Genomic DNA, 19430 nt, shown 5'->3' on the forward strand with positions numbered 1-19430 from the left:
CGGTCGGGCAGGCAAGGATGTCCTTCCCGGACACCCCGCCGGTTAGTGATTGTGCTGGGCCGGCAGGTCTCCTGACTGATGCGTCTTCGCCACGCTCCAGCCTTCCCGGACGAGGTCCAGTGGCGTTAAGGAGCAGGCTCGGCACCTAAAGTTGCGGGGGCAGTTTCGATTGACGCCGCGGGCGGCGTTTCGAATTCCCTATTAGTCCCATGGGGGAACCGGCGGCGCTATGGTAGTTGATTCAGCCTCGCAGAGGGAGGCTGAGCTTCAGTTTGCGTGCCGGTGGCGCGATCTTCGATGTCGCGCCAAGTGATGGGGTCTATCGTTAAAAAGTCGCTAGGACGTTCGCGCCTCGCAAAAAGGAGGCGGCCAATGTGTGTTCGTCAGTAGCTTCGCAATCCGTTTTTTGCTTGATCCCGCCTAAATGCGCGATCAGATCGCTCACCACAACACGGCCACCTGCCATGAAAGGCCCGCTGCGCAGCCGGGGTTATTTTCGATCCAGCCACACCGTCTGCGCATTGCAGAACTCGCGAACGCCGAAGTGCGACAGCTCGCGACCGAATCCACTTTTCTTCACGCCGCCAAACGCCACCCGTGGGTCGGAGACGCTGAAGGCGTTGATGAAGATCCCGCCGGTTTCCAGCTGATTGGCGATATCCCGTGCTTTCGCTGCGTCAGTGGTGAAGATGCTCGCGGTGAGGCCGAACTCGCTGTCATTGGCCAGGGCCACCGCGTGGTCGGCGTCGCGGGCGGTGATGATCGAGGCCACGGGGCCGAACAGTTCCTGTTTGAACGAGGTCATCTGGTCGGTGACGTTGGCGAGTACGGTGGGCTCGTAGTAGTTGCCGTCGCCTGTGACTTTATGGCCGCCGAGCAACAGGGTCGCGCCTTCCTCCAGGGTGGCCTGGACCTGACCGTGCAACTCGTCGCGCAGGTCGAAGCGGGCCATTGGGCCAATGTAGGTGGCAACTGATGTGGGATCGCCCATCACCAGGGCACGGCTGGCTTCGACGAACTTGGCCGTGAAGGCTTCCACAACACCGGCTTCGATGATCAAGCGCTTGGCGGCGGCGCAGACTTGGCCACTGTTCTGGAAGCGGCCGATGAGCGCGGCTTGCACGGCGGCGTCGAGGTCGGCGTCGTTGAGCACGATGAACGGGTCGGAGCCGCCCAGTTCCAGCACGCTTTTTTTCAACGCTGCACCGGCCTGGGAGCCGATAGCGATGCCGGCGCGCACGCTGCCGGTGAGGGTCACGGCGGCAATACGTGGGTCCGCGATGGCTTTGGACACGCCCTCGGGGGTGACGTTGATCACTTCGAATAAGCCTTCAGCAAAGCCGGCTTTACGGAACGCTTGTTGGATCAGGTAGGCGCTGCCCATCACATTCGGCGCGTGTTTGAGCACGTAAGTGTTGCCGGCGAGCATGGTTGGCACGGCGCCGCGCAGTACCTGCCATACAGGGAAGTTCCACGGCATTACGGCGAGAATCGGGCCCAGCGGGCGGTATTCGATGTGGGCGGTGCCGTTGTCGACCAGGGTCGGTTCCGGGGCGAGCATGGCCGGGCCTTGGGCTGCGTACCATTCACTCAGTTGCGCGCATTTTTCGACTTCGGCACGTGCCTGGGCGATGGGTTTGCCCATTTCCAGAGTGATCATCTGCGCCATGGCTTCGGCTTGCTCGCGCAAGGCGGCGGCCAGGGCTAACAGCAGCTCGGCGCGCTGGCTCACCGGCTGGCGGCGCCAGGTGCGGAAGGCGCTGGTGGCGCGGTCGAGGGCGGCATCCAGCTGCGCTGTTGTTTCGTAGGGATAGTTGCCGACGGTTTGGCCGTTGGCGGGGTTGATCGATAAGGCGTGGGTGTTCGCGTTCATGGCACCGTCCTGTGTACGTTGGGAATGGAGGTCAGCGTACGGGGCTGGATCTTTTCTGGAAACTGAATAATATTAAGCAATACGTTCACGAATGGAGAATGAATTGGATCTCGTGCAACTGGAAATCTTCAAGGCCGTCGCCGAACAAGGCAGCATCAGCGCCGCCGCGCAGTTGATTCATCGGGTGCCGTCAAACTTGACCACGCGGATCAAGCAACTGGAGCAGGATCTGGGCGTGGAGCTGTTTATCCGCGAGAAGAGCCGACTGCGCCTGTCGCCGGCGGGTTGGAATTTCCTCGGTTACGCGCGGCGCATTCTCGATCTGGTGCAAGAGGCCCGCGCGACGGTGGCGGGGGAAGAACCTCAGGGGGCGTTTGCCCTCGGCTCCCTGGAAAGCACGGCGGCGGTGCGTATCCCGGCGTTGCTGGCGGCGTATAACCAGAAGCACACCAAGGTCGAACTGGACCTGAGCACCGGGCCGTCGGGCACCATGATCGAAGGGGTATTGTCGGGGCGCCTGACCGCCGCGTTTGTCGACGGGCCGGTGCTGCATTCGACCCTGGAGGGCGTGGCGGTGTTTGAGGAGGAGATGGTGGTGATCGCGCCACTGCACCATGCGCCGATCAGCCGGGGGCAGGACGTAAATGGCGAGAACATCTATACGTTCCGCTCGAACTGCTCGTACCGGCATCACTTTGAACGCTGGTTCTCACAGGACGGCGCGGTGCCGGGCAAGATCTTCGAGATTGAGTCCTACCACGGCATGCTCGCCTGCGTCAGCGCCGGTGCTGGGCTGGCGCTGATGCCGCGCAGTATGTTGGAAAGCATGCCCGGGTTCGCTGCGGTGAGTGTGTGGCCGCTGATGGACAGCTTTCGCTTGCTGAACACTTGGTTGATCTGGCGGCGGGGGACTGTTTCGCAGAGTTTGAACAGCTTTGTGAAGTTGCTGGAAGAGCGCGGGCTGGTAGCCGCCTGAATCCACTGTGGGAGGGGATAAGTCCCGTCCCACCTGTTTTTTTATCAGCCGCCGAACTGGAAGGTGCCCATGGCGAGTTTCGCCATGATTGCTGTCGCACCCAGCTGCACCAGCCACAACGCCAAACCACCAAGGAATACACCGAGGGCCACCTGCAACACCAAACTCTTCTGCCGCTTCACCTGCGGCGCGCGTGGGGTGTAGTCGTGCAGTTCGTCGCGGTCGGCGCGCAGGTCCAAGTCGTCGTTTCTCATAGAGCTCTCACAGCAAAGGGGCGGTCAGGGTTCAGTCTAGGGGCTGGACACAAAAAAGGGGAAACCATGGCTTCCCCTTCTGTGCAACGCTAGCAGGTTTACAGCACCTGAACGATTGCCTGTGTGACCGCAGCAATGTTCGACTGGTTCAACGCCGCCACACAGATACGCCCGGTATCCAGCGCGTAGATACCAAACTCGCTGCGCAGGCGGGTGACTTGCTCAACGGTCAGACCGGAGTAGGAGAACATCCCACGCTGGCGACCGACGAAGCTGAAGTCGTGGCCCGGCGCAGCCTTGGCCAGTTCGGCAACCATCTGCTCACGCATGCCACGGATGCGCAGGCGCATCTCGGCCAGTTCGGCTTCCCACTGGGCGCGCAGTTCAGGGCTGTTCAACACGGCGGCAACGATCGCTGCGCCGTGGGTTGGCGGGTTGGAGTAGTTGGTGCGGATCACGCGCTTGACCTGGGACAGGATGCGCGCGCTTTCTTCCTTGGAGTCGCCGACGATGGACAGCGCGCCCACACGTTCGCCGTACAGGGAGAACGACTTGGAGAACGAGCTGGAGACAAAGAAGGTCAAGCCCGATTCCGCGAACAGGCGCACAGCGGCGGCGTCTTCGTGGATGCCATCGCCAAAGCCCTGGTAGGCCATGTCGAGGAACGGCACCAGGTTCTTGGCCTTGACCACGTCCAGCACGTTTTGCCAGTCGGCCGGGCTCAGGTCGACGCCGGTCGGGTTGTGGCAGCAGGCGTGCAGCACCACGATGGACTGCGGCGGCAGGGCGTTGAGGTCTTCGAGCAGGCCGGCGCGGTTCACGTCGTGGGTGGCGGCGTCGTAGTAGCGGTAGTTCTGCACCGGGAAACCAGCGGTTTCGAACAGCGCACGGTGGTTTTCCCAGCTCGGGTCGCTGATGGCGACGACGGCGTCTGGCAGCAGTTGCTTGAGGAAATCAGCGCCGATCTTCAGGGCGCCAGTGCCACCAACGGCCTGGACGGTCACGACACGACCAGCTTCGAGCAATGGCGAGTCGTTCCCGAACAGCAGGGTTTGAACGGCCTTGTCATAGGCGGCGATACCGTCGATCGGCAAGTAGCCACGGGCGGCGTGTTGCGCCACGCGAATGGCTTCCGCTTCGGCAACGGCACGCAAGAGTGGAATCTTCCCCTCCTCGTTGCAGTAAACGCCTACGCCAAGGTTGACCTTGGTGGTTCGTGTGTCGGCGTTGAATGCTTCGTTGAGGCCCAGGATAGGATCGCGTGGTGCCATTTCGACAGCGGAGAACAGGCTCATTTTTGCGGCAGCTCTATGGGGGAAGGGAGGGACGTGTCGCGCTCCAGCCGAATGCACTAGAGCGGTGCACAAACGGGGAGCTAGTATAGAGGCCATCACGGCTGAGGGCGACAACCGAAACGGCTTTTCGGCCAAGTTTTTCGGTTTATTTGCTGACCGTTAGTCTTATTGCAACGTCGATCCCAGATGGCAGGCAGGACGATTGCCTTGAAACCCGTCACATTCGCCACCACTTCTATGGCTATCATGGTTTTTTCCTACTGCTCGCTCTGAAAGTTCGCGGGTGGTGGTCTATTTCTTCCCCGACGGGTTTACAGTCCGGGGTGACTTCAAGAGGTACGTTATGTCGGATTTCCAACTAGTCACCCGCTTTGAACCCGCTGGCGATCAGCCAGAAGCCATTCGCCAGATGGTCGAAGGCATCGAGGCCGGCCTGGCTCACCAGACGCTGCTCGGGGTGACCGGTTCAGGCAAGACTTTCAGCATTGCCAACGTGATCGCACAGATCAACCGGCCCACCTTAGTGCTGGCGCCAAACAAGACCCTGGCCGCGCAGCTCTACGGCGAGTTCAAGGCGTTCTTCCCGAATAACGCAGTGGAATACTTCGTTTCCTACTACGACTACTACCAGCCTGAAGCTTATGTGCCGTCTTCCGACACCTTTATCGAGAAGGATGCGTCGATCAATGACCATATCGAGCAGATGCGGCTGTCGGCGACCAAGGCGCTGCTGGAGCGCAAGGACGCGATCATTGTCACCACGGTGTCGTGTATCTACGGCCTGGGCAGCCCGGAAGCATATTTAAAGATGGTGCTGCACGTGGACCGTGGCGACAAACTCGACCAGCGGGAGTTGTTGCGCCGCCTGACGAGTTTGCAGTACACCCGCAACGACATGGACTTTGCCCGCGCCACCTTCCGCGTGCGCGGCGACGTGATCGATATTTACCCGGCCGAATCCGATCTGGAAGCGATCCGCATCGAGCTGTTCGACGATGAAGTGGAGAGCCTCTCAGCCTTCGACCCGTTGACCGGCGAGGTCATCCGCAAGCTGCCGCGCTTCACCTTCTATCCGAAAAGTCACTACGTGACCCCGCGTGAAACCCTGATGGGTGCCATCGAGGGCATCAAGGTGGAGTTGGCCGAGCGCCTGGAATACCTGCGGGCCAATAACAAACTGGTGGAAGCCCAGCGTCTTGAGCAGCGCACCCGGTTTGACTTGGAGATGATCCTGGAGCTGGGCTACTGCAACGGCATCGAAAACTACTCGCGCTACCTCTCGGGTCGCGAATCCGGCGCGCCGCCGCCGACGCTCTATGACTACCTGCCCGATGACGCGCTGCTGGTGATCGACGAATCCCATGTCAGCGTGCCGCAAGTGGGCGCTATGTATAAGGGCGACCGCTCACGTAAAGAGACGTTGGTGGAGTACGGTTTCCGGCTGCCGTCGGCACTGGATAACCGGCCGATGCGCTTCGACGAGTGGGAGGCTATTAGCCCGCAGACCATTTTTGTGTCGGCCACACCGGGTAACTATGAGGCCGAGCATGCCGGCCGCGTTATTGAGCAACTGGTGCGTCCGACCGGCCTGGTGGACCCGGAAATTGAAATCCGCCCGGCGCTGACCCAGGTCGATGACCTGCTGTCCGAGATCAATAAGCGTGTCGCTCTGGAAGAGCGGGTGCTGGTCACCACGCTGACCAAGCGCATGTCCGAAGACTTGACCGACTATCTGGCCGACCACGGCGTGCGGGTGCGCTATCTGCACTCGGATATCGACACCGTGGAGCGCGTTGAGATCATCCGTGATCTGCGCCTGGGTACCTTTGATGTGTTGGTAGGCATCAACCTGCTGCGCGAAGGCTTGGACATGCCGGAAGTGTCGCTGGTGGCGATCCTCGATGCGGACAAGGAGGGCTTTCTGCGCTCCGAACGCTCGCTGATCCAGACCATCGGGCGGGCGGCGCGAAACCTTAATGGCAGGGCGATTCTCTACGCGGACCGCATCACCGGTTCTATGGAGCGGGCGATTGGTGAGACTCAGCGTCGTCGCGACAAGCAGATCGCGTTCAACCTGGAAAATGGCATCACGCCCAAAGGCGTGTTCAAGGACGTCGCCGACATCATGGAAGGCGCCACCGTGCCCGGTTCGCGCAGCAAGAAGCGCAAGGGCATGGCCAAGGCCGCAGAGGAAAGCGCCAAGTACGAGAACGAACTGCGCTCGCCGAGTGAGATCACCAAGCGGATCCGCCAGTTGGAAGAGAAGATGTACCAGTTGGCGCGGGATCTGGAGTTCGAGGCGGCGGCGCAGACGCGGGATGAGATTGGCAAGTTGCGCGAGCGCTTGCTGGCTGTCTGATCTGCGGTGGCTGAGCGGGCCTCATCGGGGGCAAGCCTCCTCCCACGCTTTGACTTGTGAACACCGTCAAATGTGGGAGGGGCGGTGCGACGATTCGACTTGCCCTCGATGGCTACGCCTCGGTTTTCCAGAAATCACCCAGGCTGTTACCATTCGCCCCTTGTTTCAATTTTAAGTTTTATCGCCCATTCGAGACCCGCCATGACCACCGTCCGCACGCGCATTGCGCCATCGCCTACTGGGGATCCCCACGTCGGCACCGCCTACATCGCCTTGTTCAACTACTGTTTTGCCAAGCAGCACGGCGGTGAATTCATCCTGCGGATCGAAGACACCGATCAACTGCGCTCCACTCGCGAGTCTGAACAGCAGATTTTCGATGCCCTGCGCTGGCTGGGCATTACCTGGGCTGAAGGCCCGGACGTCGGCGGGCCGCACGGCCCGTATCGCCAAAGCGAGCGCAGCGACATTTACAAGCAGTACACACAGCAACTGGTCGACATGGGTCATGCGTTCCCGTGCTTCTGCACCGCCGAAGAACTGGACCAGATGCGCGCCGAGCAACAGGCCCGTGGCGAAACCCCGCGCTACGATGGCCGCGCGCTGCTGCTGTCCAAGGAAGAAGTGGCTCGGCGCCTGGCTGCTGGCGAACCGCACGTTATCCGCATGAAAGTGCCGAGCGAAGGCGTGTGCGTGGTGCCGGATATGCTGCGCGGTGACGTCGAGATCCCATGGGATCGCATGGACATGCAAGTGCTGATGAAGACCGACGGCCTGCCGACGTACTTCCTGGCCAATGTGGTCGACGACCACCTGATGGGCATCACCCACGTACTGCGTGGCGAAGAGTGGCTGCCGTCGGCGCCGAAACTGATCCTGCTTTACGAATACTTCGGTTGGGAACAGCCGCAGCTGTGCTACATGCCGCTGCTGCGTAACCCGGACAAGAGCAAGCTGTCCAAGCGCAAGAACCCGACTTCGGTGACCTTCTACGAGCGCATGGGCTTCATGCCGGAAGCGATGCTCAACTACCTGGGCCGTATGGGCTGGTCGATGCCGGACGAGCGTGAGAAGTTCTCGTTGCAGGAAATGGTCGACAACTTCGACCTGTCACGCGTGTCCCTGGGCGGTCCGATTTTCGATGTCGAGAAACTGTCCTGGCTCAACGGCCAGTGGTTGCGCGATCTGCCGGTGGAAGAGTTTGCCAGCCGCGTGCAGCAGTGGGCGTTGAACCCCGAGTACATGATGAAGATCGCGCCGCTGGTGCAGGGCAGGGTGGAAACGTTCAGCCAGGTTGCACCATTGGCCAGTTTCTTCTTTGCCGGGGGCGTTAACCCGGATGCCAAGCTGTTCGAGTCCAAGAAGCTCTCTGGCGACCAGGTTCGTCAGTTGATGCAGTTGATCCTGTGGAAGCTGGAGAGCCTGCGTCAGTGGGAGAAGGATGCAATCACTGCGACGATTCAGGCGGTGGTTGAATCCCTGGAACTGAAGTTGCGTGATGCAATGCCGCTGATGTTTGCTGCGATTACCGGGCAGGCCAGTTCGGTGTCGGTGCTCGATGCGATGGAAATTCTCGGTCCGGACCTCACCCGTTTCCGTCTGCGCCAAGCCCTTGATTTGCTTGGTGGTGTCTCGAAGAAAGAAAACAAAGAGTGGGAAAAGCTGCTGGGCGCTATCGCCTAAGCAGGCCGTTGCGGTGACGAAACCCCGGTTTTCCGGGGTTTCGTCGGTAAGTGATTGTTATCCCGGCAAAAAAATTTGGAAAATGTTGAAAATAAATTTGACACACTTCCAAGCCGCCATTAAGATTCGCCCCGTCCTCACCGATGAGGGGCTATAGCTCAGCTGGGAGAGCGCTTGCATGGCATGCAAGAGGTCAACGGTTCGATCCCGTTTAGCTCCACCAATTTACAGGTTCAAGGTCTGGCCACACCGTCCTTGAATAGATCAGGTCTCAGCTCTGATCGGTTGTACAGAAGGTTTTGTCCCCTTCGTCTAGTGGCCTAGGACACCGCCCTTTCACGGCGGTAACAGGGGTTCGAGTCCCCTAGGGGACGCCATTTTCAACAAGCAGATCGAAAGGTCTGCTGCGCCGCGAGGCGAAAAATCTGGGGCTATAGCTCAGCTGGGAGAGCGCTTGCATGGCATGCAAGAGGTCAACGGTTCGATCCCGTTTAGCTCCACCAATTTACAGGTTCAAGGTTCCGGCCACACCGTCCTTGAATCGACCGATCTCAGCTCGGTCAGTTGTATAGAAGGTTTGTGTCCCCTTCGTCTAGTGGCCTAGGACACCGCCCTTTCACGGCGGTAACAGGGGTTCGAGTCCCCTAGGGGACGCCACGATTACCCGCTCTGCGGGATTTTTAAGGGTCATTCAATTATTGAATGGCCCTTTTGTTTGTCTGGCGTTTGACCACTTCTCTCATCATCTCCTTTCTTCCTGTTCTGACCAGTGGTCATGACTGTCGCTTGCTAAATATTATTATGGTAATAATATTCAACCCATGAGAGTCGGAGGCTTTGATGAACGATAAAAAAGCGCAAACCCGCGAACGCATTCTGCAGGCCGCCAGCGCCGCGTTGATCCAGCGCGGCCCGGCCGAGCCGAGTGTCGGTGAAGTCATGGGCGCGGCGGGGCTGACCGTCGGCGGCTTCTACGCGCACTTTGAAAGCAAGGATGCGTTGATGCTGGAGGCCTTTACGCAACTGCTGGCACGGCGTCGCGCCTCCATTGACGATATGGACGCGCAGTTGACCGGAGAAGAACGCAGGGGGTTGGTTGCGGCGTTTTACCTCTCGCGCAAGCATCGCGACTCCACCGCGCAGGCCTGCCCGATTCCAGCGACTGTAGGGGAGATGGCTCGCCTGCCGGACGCCTTTCGCGACGCGCTGAGCGAACATGTCGAGTTGATGGCTGCTCAGCTTGCCGCAAGCCCTGAAGACACCGACAAGGCCTTAGCCGATATGGCATTAATGATCGGTGGCCTGGCCTTGGCCCGCGCCTTGGGGCCGGGTGAGCTGTCGGACCGAGTGTTGCGCGCTGCCAAGTCGGCTGTGCGATAGGAAGAGGGCTCGCAGAATGGGCGCGTTAACCTGGATTCGTCGCTTCAACGGCACGCTGGGGTACCTGGCGCCGCACACGGTGGCCAACAAGATGCGTCGAGCCTTCATGACGCCCCGCGACCTGCCGCCCCGTGACTGGGAGTTACCGCTGCTGGCGCAATCGGAGCGCATCACCTTGCGCTTTGGCTTGTCGGCCCTGCGCTGGGGGCAGGGTCCGGCAGTTTTGTTGATGCACGGCTGGGAAGGCCGGCCAACCCAGTTTGCCAGTCTGATCACCGCCTTAGTCGACAACGGTTACTCCGTGATTGCTCTGGACGGGCCTGCTCATGGCCGCTCACCGGGGCGTGAGGCTCATGTGCTGCTGTTTGCTCGCGCCATGCTGGAGGCGGCGGCCGAGTTGCCGCCCCTGCATGCAGTGGTCGGCCATTCCATGGGTGGCGCCAGTGCAATGTTGGCGGTGCAGTTGGGGTTGCGTACCCAGGCGCTGGTCAGTATCGCTGCACCGTCGCGTTTCCTGGATGTACTGCGTGGTTTTACCCAAATGGTCGGTTTGCCAGCGAAGGCGCGTTCGGTGTTTATTCAGGAGGTGGAGCAAACATTCGGAATGCCACTCAAGCATTTGGATGTGGCCCACTATCAAATGAATATTCCCGGGCTGATCGTGCACGCTGAAGACGATACCTTTGTCCCCGTCAACGCCTCCCAAGCCATTCACGAAGCCTGGTTCGACAGCCGCCTGCTGCGCCTTGAACAAGGCGGCCACCAGAAAGTACTGGCCGATCCGCGGGTGATCGATGGCGTGCTGGCGCTGTTGGCGGGTTGCCGTCTACAGGCGCGGCAAAGCGCCTGATACACTGCCTCCCGCCGCCATTAATCGACTGGGAGCAAGGCATGGGCTGGGATTTGGCAACGCCGTTTATCATTGACCTGCAGGTCGCCCCTGAGGATATCGACGGCCTGGGGCACGCAAATAATGCGGTGTACGTGTCCTGGCTGGAGCGCTGTGCCTGGCGTCATTCCCAGCGTTTGGGGCTGGACCTGACCGAGTATCGCCGTCTGGACCGCGCCATGGCGGTGGTGCGCCATGAGATTGATTACCTGGCGGCAGGCTACGAAGGCGACGAGCTGCAACTGGCCACCTGGATCGTCGATTGGGACCAGCGTCTGAAGATGACCCGCCGTTTTCAACTGGTCCGCCCGCGTGACGGTGCAACCCTTCTGCGCGCGCAAACCACCTTCGTCTGCATCGAACTGTCCACGGGCAAGCCCAAGCGCATGCCGACCGAGTTTCTCGATGGCTATGGCCCCGCCCTGACAGGGGGTTAACGGTTGCCGTAGGAAACCCAGTAAACTGCGCCACGATTTTTGTTGAGTGTTTTCCATGCAAATTGCTTTGGCGCCCATGGAAGGGTTGGTCGACAACATCCTGCGGGACGTGTTGACCCGTGTGGGCGGTATTGACTGGTGCGTGACCGAGTTTATCCGCGTCAACGACCGCCTGCTGACCCCGGCGTACTTCCACAAACTTGCTCCAGAGCTGCTGCACGGTGCCCACACCGCTGCGGGCGTGCCCTTGCGCGTGCAATTGCTCGGTTCCGATCCTGTGTGCCTTGCGGAGAATGCCGCACTGGCCTGTGAGCTGGGTTCGCAAGTGATCGATCTGAACTTTGGCTGCCCGGCCAAGACCGTCAACAAGTCCCGAGGCGGTGCCGTGCTGCTCAAGGAACCGGAGTTGCTCAACCAGATCGTTGAACACGTGCGGCGTGCGGTGCCTGCCCATATCCCGGTGACTGCCAAGATGCGCCTGGGCTTCGATAGCCCGGATGGCGCGCTGGTGTGCGCCACGGCCCTGGCCGAAGGCGGTGCGGCGCATATCGTGGTGCATGCGCGTACCAAGGCCGATGGTTACAAGCCGCCGGCTCATTGGGAGTGGATCCCGCGGGTCCAGGACGTGGTCAGGGTGCCGGTGTTCGCTAATGGCGATATCTGGAGTGTCGAAGACTGGCGCCGCTGTCGGGAGATCAGCGGCGTAGAGGACATCATGCTTGGCCGTGGCCTGGTGGCGCGCCCTGACCTGGCGCGGCAGATTGCAGCAGCGCGCGCAGGCGAGGAAGTGGTCGAAATGACGTGGGCAGAGATGCAGCCCATGCTCCGCGAGTTCTGGACCCAGTCGGTAGCGCAACTGACTGAAAAACAGGCGCCTGGCCGATTGAAACAATGGTTGGCGATGTTAACGCGTAATTACCCGCAGGCGGTGGAACTGTTTACCGCCCTTCGTCGCGAGACGGATGTGCGGCAGGTAAGTTGTCTATTGGGTATGAGTCATCCTGACGTGCTTTAAATGTTGATGTAAGTCGTTCGGGCTGTATGACAAATTCAACGTGAGCGGTTGGCATTGATCAAGGAACTTTTTTGGGGGGATGGCCACGTAAGGGTTGGGCGTCAGGTAGTTAGTGCGTAAAAAATACTGGTCTTCTGTATTGCTGCTATCTGCCGTCTTAACTCGGATAAATATAGGACTAAAATTCTTATGCGTGATCCAGTTGTGAGCCGTACCTATGGCGTTAATTCCGTTTACTCCCCTAACTGCGGTTCCAGTGCGACGTTGCCCATCCGTGCCTCAGGCCCTGGTTGCGGCATCCGGTTTGGGTGTTATAACCCGCCCCCGCCAACATACTGTGTACCCTGCAAGCCAGCCCCGCCAAAGCTTTGCAGGCCTTGTAAGCCAGCTCCGAAGAAGCAGAGTTTTTTTTCCAAGATTGGCAGCTTTTTCGGAAAAGTCTTTGACAAAGTCGGCAGTGTTTTCAGTGGGATTGGTAAGGTGTTGGGGGGAGTAGTAAAAGCACTTAGTCCGCTGATAAGTCTGGCGGCGCCGTTATTAGGTCCGGTCGGGTTGGCGATTTCCGGTGCGGTTAGTATCGGTGGTTCACTTGCTGCTTCGATGTTTGAAAAGGTGGGTGGGGCCATGAGCGGATTGAAGTCGTTTTTTAAAGCGTAATGTTTTAGCAATTGATTAATGTATTGGCGTTGGCCTGAAAAATAATCGACTGTCGCTGTTCGTCATGAAAGTAGCAGTCGACTATTTAATAGTTATATCAGCAATTGCCTGAACTCTTTCAGCGGTAGCGGCCTGCTGTAAATGAACCCTTGATACAGATGACACCCCAACGCTTGCAGGAATGCCAGTTGCTCGGGGGTCTCCACACCCTCGGCAATCACCTCCAGATTCAAACTGCGAGCCATCGCCACGATCGCCCTGATGATTTCCGCGTCGTTTGGATCATGGGTCGCGTCTCGCACAAACGACTGATCGATCTTCAGCGCGTCCACCGGCAAGCGCTTGAGGTATGTCAGTGAAGAGTAACCGGTGCCAAAGTCATCCATCGCAAAGCTCACGCCGAGCTTCTTCAGGCGGCGCATCTTGTTGACGGTGTCATCCAGGTTCTGGATCACGATACCTTCGGTGATTTCCAGTTTCAGAAGGCTGCAGGGCAAGGAATGCTGCTTAAGGCTGTGCTCCACCCGTTCTACGAAATCGTTCTGGCGAAACTGCCGGGGGCTGATATTCACGCATAGACTGAAATTCAGCGGGTCCACCAAGCCTTCTTTGATCAGTTGCCCAAAGGCGGCGCAGGCCTCATCAAGGATCCAGGTGCCCACTTCAAGGATCAGGCCGCTGTCTTCCAGCACCTTGATAAATTCCGACGGTGACTGCGCACCCAATTGTGGGTGCTGCCAACGCACCAGTGCCTCCGCACCTACGATCTTGTTACCGCGCGCATCCACCTGGGGTTGGTAATGAACGCTGAATTCGCCGCGCGCCAGGGCCAGGCGCAGGTCGGTTTCCATGCGCAGGCGTTCGCTGGCGGCTTTTTGCATGCTGTTGTGAAACATCTGCGTGGTGTTGCGCCCTGAGTCCTTGGCGCGGTAAAGGGCAATGTCGGCGCGCTTGAGCAGGTCGGCCGGTGTGGAGCCGTGATCGGGAATCAACGCCACGCCAATGCTCGGCGTGACCTGCAATCTGTGCCCGTCCAGGAACATCGGCTCCGAAAGCAATTCACGCAGGGTGTCGGCCAGTTCCTGCACCTGGTTGCTGACCTCCTGGCGCGAGCCATCCAGGCCGCTGAGCAGCACCACGAATTCATCGCCACCCAGGCGCGCCACGGTGTCTTCCATGCGCACGCTGGCTTCCAGCCGCGCGGTGACGATTTTCAGCACGGTGTCGCCGACCGGATGGCCCAAGGAGTCATTGATGTGCTTGAAGTGGTCAAGATCGAGGAACAGCAGCGCGCCGCGTAGGTTATGGCGCTTGAGCAGGGCGATCTGCTGGCTCAGGCGGTCCATCAACAGCGCACGGTTGGGCAGGTTGGTCAGCGGGTCGTGGTAGGCCAGATGGCGGATCTGCGCCTGGGCGTTTTTCAGCAGGCTCACGTCCCGCGCGGTCAGCAGCAGGCACGGGGTTTCATTCAGGGTGATGGGCTCGACCGAGACTTCTACTGCCAGCACTTCACCGCGTTTGTTGTGCCAGAGCATTTCCAGGTGGTGAATCCGGCCCTTGATCTGCAACTCGGCCAATAGCGCCGAGCGTTGGTTCTCATCGGCCCAGATGCCGATCTGATAAAAAGTCAGGCCAATAGCTTCTTCAGCTCGCAAGCCGGTCAGGCGGCAGAAGCCATCGTTGACCTCCACATAGCGGCCAGTGTCGCGCTCGGTGATGGAAATCGCGTCAGGGCTGGAATGGAAGGCCTTGGCGAATTTCTCCTCGCTGGCCTTCAGCGCGGCCTCGGAGCGCTGTTGTTGGGTGATATCGCGCAACGTCGTAACGATGCACGCTTGATCTCCGACCTTGATCAGGCGGCTGGAAATCATGCAGGTCAGGCTGTGGCCATTCTTGTGATGCACCACCACGGCCACGTTGCTCAACGACTGCTCGCGAATGACCCGCTCGATACGCTCCAGGCGCTGACTGGAATCATCCCATAGGCCGATCTGGTCAGCGCTCTTGTCGATTACCTCGGCAGCGCTCCAGCCAAAGGTTTGGGTAAAGGCCGGATTGATCTCGATAAAGGCGCCACTCTCCAGGCCTGTGACGCAGATCGGGTCGGGGCTGGCCTGGAACAGGCTGGCGAATTTTTCTTCGGAGGCGCTCAGGCGTTGTTCGCGCTCCACTTGGTCTGTGATATCGAGCAGCGTACCGGCCATGCGCAGGGGTAAACCTCGCTCGTCGCGGTACAGGCGAGCACGGCTTTCCAAGTAGCGCGAGCTGCCATCTTCCATGGCCACGCGGTAGGTCAGTTGGTAGTTTCCGGCAGGGCCTTCGCGCAGGGTGCGGTAGGCGTTGCGCATGTTGTCCCGTTCCTCGTTGGGCATGCCTTCGAAAAAGGCGTCGAAGGATTCGTGGAACGGTTCGGACGGCAGACCGTGCAATTGGGCTGCGCGCGCCGAGCCATAGAGCATGCCGCTGGGAATGTGCCAGTCCCAAGTACCCAGTTGTGCCGAGTCCAGCGCCAGGTCGAGGCGCTCCTGACTGTCCTTGAGCGCCTGCTCTGCATTTTTGCGTTCGGTGGTGTCGAGGAAGGTGCTGATCAGATAGGCCTCACCCTCCAACTCGACTTTTTGCGCGCTGAGCGTGCCATTGTGGACTTGGCCGTTGCTGGCGCAAAACTGCACCTCCATGGTAATGGGCTCGCCCTTGCGCTGCGTGGCCTTGACCAATTGTGCGCGTTGCTCCGGGTGGCGCCACAGGCCCAGTTCCAGGGTCGTGCGGCCGATGGCATCGCCCAAGGGCCAGCCGAAGAGCATCTCGAAATACTGGTTGGCTTCGCTGATCAGGCCGTCGGCCCGGCGCGTCAGCAGTACCATGTTCGGGCACAGGTGAAACAGCGTGGCGAAGCGTTTTTCGGAGTGCCCGAGGGCGTTTTCACGTTCACGCTGGTGGGTAACCTCGCGGATCACCCCGATCATGCGGCGCCGACCGGTTTTGTCCGGCTGCAGGCTGCCGTTGATTTCCAGCCAGTGAAAGCTGCCGTCAGGCCATTGGATGCGGTGATGCATGGCCTGCTCAAGCGGCTCGCCGGCCAGTACGGCGTGAAAAGCCCGTACCACTCGGGCGCGATCCGACTGGGCCAGCAAATCAAGGTAGTCCAGGTCCTGGGGCAGCGGTTGGCGCGGATCAAAACCAAACAACGCCTGGGTGCCCCGTGACCAACTTATGCGGCCGGTGTCTATTTCCCAGCACCATGCGCCCAGCCGCGCGGCGTTAAGGGCTGCCAGCAGTTGTGGCGCGCTCTCCCAGCTTTGTTCCGCCTGTTGAGGGTCCAGCGCGTAAATGCGGGGTAGGGGTGGCACGGGGTCGACGGGGTTGCGCATTATCAAAGGGCCTTGATTCGATGGGCAAACAGCACGGTTTTACTCAGAACCCGAGGCCGCACAGTGTCATGCCGGTATCCCTGGCAAATCCATCTGTGCGTCCAATAGGCTCATGAAAGCCCGCGCAGCATTCGACAGCGTCCTTTCGGTGTGCACGATATAGCCTAGCTGGCGACTGAGTTGTATGCCTGGCAAAGCGATACTTGCCACCTGATCGTCGAGCATGGTGCGCGGCAACACGCTCCAGGCCAGGCCGATAGACACCATCATTTTGATAGTTTCCAAGTAGTTAGTACTCATCGCGATGTTCGGGGTAAGGCCTTGGGCCTCGAACAACCGGCTGACAATATGGTGGGTAAACGTGTTGCCGCCAGGGAAAACCGCCGGATGGCCGGCAATATCAGCCAGGCTGATGGAGCCGTTACTGATCAGGCTATGCTCCGGCGCCACCACAAAGTCCAGCGGGTCGTCCCACACTGGCGTGGCGCGCACCAGGTTGTGGGGCTCGGGCGCCAGGGTGATCACTGCCACTTCAGCGCGGCCATGGAGGATTTCTTCGTAGGCCACTTCAGAATCGAGAAATTGAATATCCAGCGCCACGTTCGGGTATTCCCGGGTAAAGGTTCGCAGGATAGGCGGCAGGCGATGCAGGCCTATATGGTGGCTGGTGGCTAATGTGAGCCGCCCGCTGACCTCGCCGGTAAGGTTGGTGAGGGCGCGGCGGGTGTCGTCCAGCACATTGAGAATCTGGTAAGCGCGCGGCAGCAAGGCGCGTCCGGCCTCGGTCAGGCCGACTTCGCGGCCCAGGCGATCAAACAGTCGCACCTTCAATTGCTGTTCCAGGCCGGCGATACGTTTGCTGATGGCCGGTTGGGTCAAGTGCAGGCGTTCTCCAGCGCCGGAGAAGCTGCCGATCTCGGCGATGGCGATAAAGGCATTGAGGTTGGCCAAGTCCATTGTGGTATTCCAGTTGGTAATCCAAAGCATAAAAAATATGAATTTGAGTTATTTAATGTAGCGCCATACCATCAGCCTCACAAGCCAAAGGGTTATTGAAAAGCCCGGCGAATGAAATACCGCTGATGAGGACCGACTGATGGCCGGCAAAACGCTTTACGACAAGCTTTGGGATTCCCATGAAGTGAAACGGCGCGATGATGGGTCGTCGCTGATCTATATCGACCGTCACATCATCCATGAAGTGACCTCGCCACAAGCGTTCGAAGGCCTGCGACTGGCCGGGCGCAAGCCTTGGCGCGTCGACTCGATCATCGCCACCCCGGATCACAACGTACCGACCACCCCGGAGCGCAAGGGCGGCATCGACGCCATCGTCGACACTGTGTCGCGGTTGCAGGTGCAGACCCTCGATGATTACTGCGATGAATATGGCATCACCGAATTCAAGATGAATGATGTGCGTCAAGGCATCGTCCATGTGATCGGCCCGGAGCAGGGCGCCACCTTGCCAGGCATGACCGTGGTTTGCGGTGACTCCCACACGTCGACCCACGGTGCCTTCGGCGCTCTGGCTCACGGTATCGGCACCTCGGAGGTCGAGCACGTGTTCGCCACCCAGTGCCTGGTTGCCAAGAAAATGAAGAACATGCTGGTGCGCGTCGAAGGCAAGTTGCCGTTTGGCGTCACCGCCAAGGACATCGTCCTCGCTGTGATCGGCAAGATCGGCACCGCTGGCGGTAACGGCCATGCCATCGAATTCGCCGGCAGCGCCATTCGCGACCTCTCCATCGAAGGCCGCATGACCATCTGCAACATGTCCATCGAAGCCGGTGCCCGCGTGGGTATGGTGGCGGCGGATGAAAAGACCGTCGAATACGTCAAGGGTCGTCCTTTCGCACCGGCTGGTGCCGATTGGGATGCCGCCGTCGAAGCCTGGAAAGACTTGGTCTCCGACGCTGATGCGGTGTTCGATACCGTGGTCGAACTCGACGCTGCCCAGATCAAGCCGCAAGTCAGCTGGGGTACTTCGCCGGAAATGGTCCTGGCCGTCGACCAGAACGTGCCGGACCCGGCTCAGGAAGCCGACCTGGTCAAGCGCGGTTCCATCGAGCGCGCCTTGAAGTACATGGGCTTGAAGGCCAACCAGGCAATCACCGACATCCAGTTGGATCGCGTGTTTATAGGTTCCTGCACCAACTCGCGGATCGAAGACCTGCGCGCTGCGGCGGTGATCGCCAAGGGGCGCAAGGTCGCCTCGACCATCAAGCAGGCCATCGTGGTTCCGGGCTCAGGCTTGGTTAAAGCCCAGGCTGAAGCCGAAGGCCTGGACAAGATCTTCCTCGAAGCCGGTTTTGAATGGCGCGAGCCGGGCTGCTCAATGTGCCTGGCGATGAACCCGGACCGCCTGGAGTCGGGCGAGCATTGCGCGTCGACCTCCAACCGTAACTTCGAAGGGCGTCAGGGTGCCGGTGGCCGTACCCACCTGGTGAGCCCGGCCATGGCCGCCGCCGCTGCCGTCAACGGTCGTTTCATCGACGTTCGCGAATTGATCTGAGGAATACCCGATGAGAGCTTTTACCCAACACACAGGTCTTGTCGCGCCGTTGGACCGTGCCAACGTGGACACCGACCAGATCATCCCAAAGCAGTTTTTGAAGTCGATCAAGCGCACCGGTTTCGGCCCTAACCTGTTCGACGAGTGGCGCTACCTGGACGTGGGCTACGCCTACCAGGACAACTCCAAGCGCCCGCTGAACAAGGACTTCGTGCTTAACGCCGAACGCTACCAAGGCGCCAGCGTGTTGCTGGCCCGGGAAAACTTCGGGTGCGGTTCCAGCCGCGAGCACGCGCCGTGGGCCCTGGAAGAATATGGCTTTCGCAGCATCATCGCGCCGAGCTATGCCGACATCTTCTTCAACAACAGCTTCAAGAACGGCCTGTTGCCGATCATCTTGACTGACGAAGAAGTCGACGAGCTGTTCAAGCAAGTGGAAGCCGATGTGGGCTACCAGTTGACCGTCGACCTCGCTGCGCAAACCGTGACCCGTCCGGACGGCAAGGTGTACCACTTTGAGGTGGACGCCTTCCGTAAACACTGCCTGATCAACGGCCTGGACGATATCGGCCTGACCTTGCAGGACGGTGATGCGATTGCGGCGTTTGAAGCCAAGCACCGGGCGAGCCAGCCTTGGCTGTTTCGCGACGCCTAAATTGATATAGGCAGGACCGGCCTCATCGGGGGCAAGCCCCCTCCCACATTTGGAATGCGTTCCCCTGTGGG

Annotated in this window: 14 protein-coding genes, 4 tRNA genes and 1 riboswitch; of the genes, 13 read left to right on the top strand and 5 right to left on the bottom strand. The window is 59.8% G+C overall.

Translation table 11 applies throughout. From position 1 onward, the window contains the following. Nucleotides 1-44 precede the first annotated feature (44 nt). Nucleotides 45-238: riboswitch (cobalamin riboswitch) on the bottom strand. A 252-nt stretch (nucleotides 239-490) separates the two neighbouring features. After that, nucleotides 491-1873: an aldehyde dehydrogenase family protein gene (locus tag ACVWXD_RS05120; RefSeq protein ID WP_260366410.1), complete on the bottom strand. Its 1383-nt coding sequence runs from the start codon at nucleotides 1871-1873 to the stop codon at nucleotides 491-493. A 103-nt stretch (nucleotides 1874-1976) separates the two neighbouring features. Between ACVWXD_RS05120 and ptrR the strand changes: the two genes are divergently transcribed. Further along, nucleotides 1977-2849 carry a putrescine utilization regulator PtrR gene (gene ptrR, locus ACVWXD_RS05125; protein WP_032885963.1) on the top strand — a complete coding sequence of 291 codons (873 nt, stop codon included), beginning with the start codon at nucleotides 1977-1979 and terminating at the stop codon, nucleotides 2847-2849. A gap of 44 nt (nucleotides 2850-2893) precedes the next feature. On the opposite strand, the gene ACVWXD_RS05130 is transcribed toward ptrR, so the two are convergent. Both ACVWXD_RS05130 and ACVWXD_RS05135 read right to left on the bottom strand, forming a co-directional pair. After that, nucleotides 2894-3103, bottom strand: a complete 210-nt coding sequence (locus ACVWXD_RS05130; RefSeq protein WP_032885847.1) for a hypothetical protein — start codon at nucleotides 3101-3103, stop codon at nucleotides 2894-2896. Nucleotides 3104-3201: 98 nt separating this feature from the next. Next, on the bottom strand, nucleotides 3202-4398 hold the full coding sequence (locus ACVWXD_RS05135) for an amino acid aminotransferase (protein ID WP_032885846.1): 1197 nt from the start codon (nucleotides 4396-4398) through the stop codon (nucleotides 3202-3204). A 343-nt stretch (nucleotides 4399-4741) separates the two neighbouring features. Here ACVWXD_RS05135 and uvrB point away from each other — a divergent pair, with 343 nt between their 5' ends. The 10 genes from uvrB to ACVWXD_RS05185 all read left to right on the top strand — a co-directional run bounded on the left by uvrB (nucleotide 4742) and on the right by ACVWXD_RS05185 (nucleotide 12161). After that, entirely contained in the window at nucleotides 4742-6757 is a 2016-nt protein-coding gene (gene uvrB / locus ACVWXD_RS05140) for an excinuclease ABC subunit UvrB (RefSeq protein WP_032885845.1), read from the top strand. 201 nt (nucleotides 6758-6958) lie between these two features. Further along, the gene (gene gltX / locus ACVWXD_RS05145; protein WP_032885844.1) at nucleotides 6959-8440 is read left to right on the top strand and encodes a glutamate--tRNA ligase; all 1482 of its coding nucleotides are present in this window, start codon (nucleotides 6959-6961) and stop codon (nucleotides 8438-8440) included. Between the two features lie 147 nt (nucleotides 8441-8587). Further along, a tRNA-Ala gene (locus tag ACVWXD_RS05150) sits at nucleotides 8588-8663 on the top strand. Nucleotides 8664-8741: 78 nt separating this feature from the next. Beyond that, nucleotides 8742-8817 (top strand) — tRNA-Glu (locus tag ACVWXD_RS05155). 50 nt (nucleotides 8818-8867) lie between these two features. Next, nucleotides 8868-8943 (top strand) — tRNA-Ala (locus ACVWXD_RS05160). 78 nt (nucleotides 8944-9021) lie between these two features. After that, nucleotides 9022-9097: transfer RNA gene (locus ACVWXD_RS05165), tRNA-Glu, on the top strand. Nucleotides 9098-9280: 183 nt separating this feature from the next. Next, a complete protein-coding gene (locus tag ACVWXD_RS05170; protein ID WP_032888304.1) occupies nucleotides 9281-9820 on the top strand; it encodes a TetR/AcrR family transcriptional regulator in 540 nt (179 codons plus the stop codon). A gap of 16 nt (nucleotides 9821-9836) precedes the next feature. Continuing rightward, nucleotides 9837-10670, top strand: coding sequence for an alpha/beta hydrolase (locus ACVWXD_RS05175; protein WP_032888301.1), 834 nt, complete (start codon nucleotides 9837-9839; stop codon nucleotides 10668-10670). 41 nt (nucleotides 10671-10711) lie between these two features. Further along, nucleotides 10712-11146: an acyl-CoA thioesterase gene (locus tag ACVWXD_RS05180; RefSeq protein ID WP_016976616.1), complete on the top strand. Its 435-nt coding sequence runs from the start codon at nucleotides 10712-10714 to the stop codon at nucleotides 11144-11146. 55 nt (nucleotides 11147-11201) lie between these two features. Next, nucleotides 11202-12161: a tRNA dihydrouridine synthase gene (locus ACVWXD_RS05185; protein WP_457370743.1), complete on the top strand. Its 960-nt coding sequence runs from the start codon at nucleotides 11202-11204 to the stop codon at nucleotides 12159-12161. A 749-nt stretch (nucleotides 12162-12910) separates the two neighbouring features. Here ACVWXD_RS05185 and ACVWXD_RS05190 read toward each other — a convergent pair. Both ACVWXD_RS05190 and ACVWXD_RS05195 read right to left on the bottom strand, forming a co-directional pair. Further along, nucleotides 12911-16189, bottom strand: a complete 3279-nt coding sequence (locus ACVWXD_RS05190) for an EAL domain-containing protein (RefSeq protein ID WP_032888294.1) — start codon at nucleotides 16187-16189, stop codon at nucleotides 12911-12913. Nucleotides 16190-16255: 66 nt separating this feature from the next. Further along, entirely contained in the window at nucleotides 16256-17146 is an 891-nt protein-coding gene (locus tag ACVWXD_RS05195) for a LysR family transcriptional regulator (protein ID WP_122680516.1), read from the bottom strand. 139 nt (nucleotides 17147-17285) lie between these two features. Between ACVWXD_RS05195 and leuC the strand changes: the two genes are divergently transcribed. Next, nucleotides 17286-18704, top strand: coding sequence for a 3-isopropylmalate dehydratase large subunit (gene leuC, locus ACVWXD_RS05200; protein ID WP_053128838.1), 1419 nt, complete (start codon nucleotides 17286-17288; stop codon nucleotides 18702-18704). Nucleotides 18705-18714: 10 nt separating this feature from the next. Beyond that, nucleotides 18715-19359, top strand: coding sequence for a 3-isopropylmalate dehydratase small subunit (leuD, locus tag ACVWXD_RS05205; RefSeq protein WP_032888286.1), 645 nt, complete (start codon nucleotides 18715-18717; stop codon nucleotides 19357-19359). The last annotated feature ends 71 nt before the right edge of the window (nucleotides 19360-19430 follow it).

Source organism: Pseudomonas sp. TE3911 (assembly GCF_054062775.1).

Coding starts and splice junctions, on each gene's coding strand:
- ACVWXD_RS05120 (WP_260366410.1), bottom strand. CDS start 1,873: ATGAACGCGAACACCCACGCCTTATCGATCAACCCCGCCAACGGCCAA.
- ACVWXD_RS05130 (WP_032885847.1), bottom strand. CDS start 3,103: ATGAGAAACGACGACTTGGACCTGCGCGCCGACCGCGACGAACTGCAC.
- ACVWXD_RS05135 (WP_032885846.1), bottom strand. CDS start 4,398: ATGAGCCTGTTCTCCGCTGTCGAAATGGCACCACGCGATCCTATCCTG.
- uvrB (WP_032885845.1), top strand. CDS start 4,742: ATGTCGGATTTCCAACTAGTCACCCGCTTTGAACCCGCTGGCGATCAG.
- gltX (WP_032885844.1), top strand. CDS start 6,959: ATGACCACCGTCCGCACGCGCATTGCGCCATCGCCTACTGGGGATCCC.
- ACVWXD_RS05170 (WP_032888304.1), top strand. CDS start 9,281: ATGAACGATAAAAAAGCGCAAACCCGCGAACGCATTCTGCAGGCCGCC.
- ACVWXD_RS05175 (WP_032888301.1), top strand. CDS start 9,837: ATGGGCGCGTTAACCTGGATTCGTCGCTTCAACGGCACGCTGGGGTAC.
- ACVWXD_RS05180 (WP_016976616.1), top strand. CDS start 10,712: ATGGGCTGGGATTTGGCAACGCCGTTTATCATTGACCTGCAGGTCGCC.
- ACVWXD_RS05185 (WP_457370743.1), top strand. CDS start 11,202: ATGCAAATTGCTTTGGCGCCCATGGAAGGGTTGGTCGACAACATCCTG.
- ACVWXD_RS05190 (WP_032888294.1), bottom strand. CDS start 16,189: ATGCGCAACCCCGTCGACCCCGTGCCACCCCTACCCCGCATTTACGCG.
- ACVWXD_RS05195 (WP_122680516.1), bottom strand. CDS start 17,146: ATGGACTTGGCCAACCTCAATGCCTTTATCGCCATCGCCGAGATCGGC.
- leuC (WP_053128838.1), top strand. CDS start 17,286: ATGGCCGGCAAAACGCTTTACGACAAGCTTTGGGATTCCCATGAAGTG.
- leuD (WP_032888286.1), top strand. CDS start 18,715: ATGAGAGCTTTTACCCAACACACAGGTCTTGTCGCGCCGTTGGACCGT.